The following is a 1944-nucleotide window of genomic DNA, read 5'->3' on the forward strand; positions in this document are numbered from 1 at the left end:
CTTGAGAGGAGTACGGCTTTAGCCGGGAGGTGTGTTCTTGTTTGAAAACTTCCGAAGTTTGAATATTCTCAAACCGGAGGTTTGAGTTACATTAATCCAGTAAATGAACAATAACTCCGGAGCGTAGTTTCGGTTCGAACCAGGTTGATTTTGGCGGCATCACTTTTCCAGCATCAGCAATTGCCATTAATTGCTCGATAGAAGTCGGGAACATCGAGAAGGCAACAGCTTCTCCGTTATCGACTCGTTTGGCAAGTTCTTCCAATCCGCGGATTCCACCCACAAAATCGATTCTCTTATCTTTTCGAGGATCTCCAATTCTTAAAATGGGGGAAAGTAGATTTTCCTGCAAGATGGAGACATCGAGAGATTTTACAGGATCGTTTTCGTCGAAAGTTCCTGGTTTTGCTTTCAGATCATACCATATTCCATTGAGATACATTCCAAAATTATGCAAACCTTTTGGATGATAAGGTTCGGTTTTCGAGAATTCTTCGATCTCGAAATTTTCCTGAACCGCTTTTAAAAATTTCTCATTTGAAAGTCCGTTCAAATCTTTTACAATCCTGTTATAATCCATTATATATAATTGGTTATGCGGAAAGATCACTGATAAAAAGTAGTTGTATTCTTCATTTCCTGTGTGATGCGGATTTTTTTCTCTTCTTCTTTGTCCGACAATCGTTCCGGAAGCAGAGCGATGATGACCATCAGCAACATAAAGGAAATCAATTCCGGAAAAGATATTTTTGATATTTTCAATCACTTTATCATCTTCTATTTTCCAGAAAATATGTTTGATTCTATCATCAGCTTCAAAATCGTAAACCGGTTTGGAATTCATAATACTTTCAGCGAGATCATTAAAATCCTGACGAGCCTTATAAGTAAGGAAAACAGGTCCCGTATTAGCATTCAGAGTATCGACATGCTTGATCCTGTCTGCTTCTTTATCTGCTCTGGTGTGCTCATGTTTTTTGATAATATCGTTTTCATAATCTTCGATGGATGCTCCTGCAACCAATCCGACTTGATCGATGTTTCCCATGATCAAACGATAAAGATAAAAACAAGGTTTATCGTCCTGAATGAGGATTCCGTCTTCGAGAAATTTATAAAGATTTTCTTTCCCTTTCTGATAAACTTTATCATCATAAAGATTTATATCTTCCGGCAGATCGACTTCCGGTTTGACGATATGCAGGAAACTGTATGGTTTATCTTCAATCTGTTTTCTTGCTTCTTTGGAATTCAGAACATCATACGGCGGGGAAGCAACATCTTTGATCTTGTCTGCCGCAGGTCTAACACCTTTGAATGGTTTTATTTTTGCCATTATCATTTCTCCTTTTTTTACCTCATCCCAACCTTCTCCTAAAAGGAGAAGGAGATTATGGATTCCATTTTGCTTCCTCTCCTTTTAGGAGAGGATTGAGGTGTGTTATTTTCTTTTCTCCACCGTCAAATAAACCTCACGCTCATTGATATCCCATTTGATCATATCTTCGTGAGACTCTTTTACACGGTGGTGACTGTTTGCCAGGGTTTCAGCATAAATATAATCTTTGTATTTATTAAAAACGGAAGTAATTTCGTTGTTCCCAACAAAGAAGATCTTGATACGATCCATAATCGCTAATCCCTTTTCTTTCCTGGTGAATTGGATCTTATTTACCAGCTCTCGAGCTAATCCTTCCTCGATCAGTTCTGGAGTGAGAGTTGTATCAAGAGCAACATAAAGATCTTTTTTTGCTTCAAATGTGAAACCTTCTTTATCTTTGATCGAGATAAAAATGTCTTCTTCTGCTATTTTATAGGAATGTCCATCAACATCGATGAAATAATCTTTTTTCTGATGCAGTTTTTCCACGATATGAGTTCCGTCTAAATTGGAAATTGCAGTTGCAATATTCTTCACATGCTTACCATATTTTGGACCTAAAA

2 protein-coding genes are annotated in these 1944 nt (G+C 37.5%); both read right to left on the reverse strand.

Annotated features, from left to right (window positions below; all coding sequences use genetic code 11):
* Positions 1-91: 91 nt before the first annotated feature.
* Positions 92-1336, reverse strand: a complete 1245-nt coding sequence (locus ENL20_03910; GenBank protein ID HHE37700.1) for a DUF1015 domain-containing protein — start codon at positions 1334-1336, stop codon at positions 92-94.
* A 105-nt stretch (positions 1337-1441) separates the two neighbouring features.
* Entirely contained in the window at positions 1442-1918 is a 477-nt protein-coding gene (locus ENL20_03915; protein ID HHE37701.1) for a hypothetical protein, read from the reverse strand.
* Positions 1919-1944 lie beyond the last annotated feature (26 nt).

The organism is Candidatus Cloacimonadota bacterium, from assembly GCA_011372345.1.
Lineage (GTDB): Bacteria > Cloacimonadota > Cloacimonadia > Cloacimonadales > TCS61 > DRTC01.

Excerpts from the sequence above, each read along its gene's own strand:
- ENL20_03910 (HHE37700.1), bottom strand. The coding sequence starts at position 1,336 with ATGGCAAAAATAAAACCATTCAAAGGTGTTAGACCTGCGGCAGACAAG.